Here is a 1412-nt window from a genome sequence, read left to right on the forward strand (position 1 = left end):
CGCAATTCTCACCTGGCTACGCCAATTGGGAGACACGCCCTAGGAGGGCGCCGGCGAATTCGTGGATGCGTGGGCGGTCGACGTGCGGTCGAGGGCGTAGCGCTTGGCTTGGACGTAAATGCGGTATCGAGTAACGACCTTACTTGAGGCGAGGCCTTTCCAGCCAGGGGCGCGTTGACGTGCTCGGGCACTACTGAAAGCTGTTCGAGGATGTCGAACATTTAACTCCCCGTCACGGTGCGCAGGTTCGCATGCGAGGGAGTCAAATGGTTGCCCAGAGGGGCTTAGGGAAGCAGCTCGTCGTCGATCCAGTCTTCTGCGCAGTAGATCGCGTCGACCATCATGCCCATTGACGTGTGCCCCGTCGCAGTCATCTTCTCCTCGTCCACGGTAGTCGAATCACTCGAACTGTCGGGCGCAGCTCCCGCACTGATCTTCAGGAACTTCATCCGTCCGTCCGACCGGCAGTGCACCGCCACGGTCCCGCCGTCAGGGAAGTAGTGCTTCATGCGCTCGGTCACGACGTCGTCAGCTGGATCGTCGTCGATACATGCCACGGTGTTGCGCACCCATGGGTACTTGACGTCGCGGAACTCCGCGTCGCGGTTGTGCTGCGCAAATCCGAACGTTGCGACCGCGTGCGGGTCTCGTGTCTCGTGCCGCGCATTCCACTGTTTCGCGAGCTGCCCTAGAAAGAAGTTGTAGCCCGCGTCCACCACAGGCCCGTCGCCCGCGAAGAGTCGCCTGACTACGGTGGTCTCGAAGTCTTCCGGACTGGGGCCGGTGCGTACTCGGTGCACGACGGCTCCTTGCTCGATCGAGAAGGCGTCCATCACGTACCGCACCGGGCGCTCGCCTGTGGTGCGAAGTGAGTCGACGTCGCCCTCCCGGGCTATCAGCTTGATAGCCCAGTCGTAGTAGTGGCCGCCTCGGATTCCGTACCGCACGTGCAGTTCGGTATTCACTGGGTTGCCGTTCCCATATGGACCCAGCGATCCGACGAATTCGTTGTACTCGATTCCGGCCGCCGGCACTTCGTAGGGCTTCTTCTTAGTCATGCCCCAACGATATGGCCGCCCTCCGACAACGGGGTCATCCCTCTGACCATCCGACCGTGTCGCTGGGGTACACCCGTGCGGGACGCTACGCCGCCAACCATCGCCGCTGTGTCACAGGGTGGTTTCTGGAGTTATGAAACGCCGTCCCTTCGGGTCTAGTGTGTAGTGGTACAGATTCCGGACGAAAGGCTCTTTCGATGGCTGATCGAATCGGGACGTTGCTGAACCGTTCGGGCGACGGTGGCGAGGAGGTGCTCATCGTCAGCCGCGGGAAGGTGCGGACTCGGTTCCGTCGCCGGGATGAGTTGGGCTGGAACTTTCGGGTGGAGTCGACGGACTCGGAGAACGTCATCG

1 protein-coding gene is annotated in these 1412 nt (G+C 61.8%); it reads right to left on the reverse strand.

Going from position 1 to position 1412, the window contains the following annotated elements; all coding sequences use genetic code 11:
* Positions 1–284: 284 nt before the first annotated feature.
* Positions 285–1058, reverse strand: coding sequence for a hypothetical protein (locus tag G6031_RS16795; RefSeq protein WP_187702362.1), 774 nt, complete (start codon positions 1056–1058; stop codon positions 285–287).
* Positions 1059–1412 lie beyond the last annotated feature (354 nt).

The sequence above is a fragment of the Dietzia sp. CQ4 genome, assembly GCF_014145125.1.
GTDB lineage: Bacteria > Actinomycetota > Actinomycetes > Mycobacteriales > Mycobacteriaceae > Dietzia > Dietzia natronolimnaea.

Excerpts from the sequence above, each read along its gene's own strand:
- G6031_RS16795 (WP_187702362.1), bottom strand. The coding sequence starts at position 1,058 with ATGACTAAGAAGAAGCCCTACGAAGTGCCGGCGGCCGGAATCGAGTAC.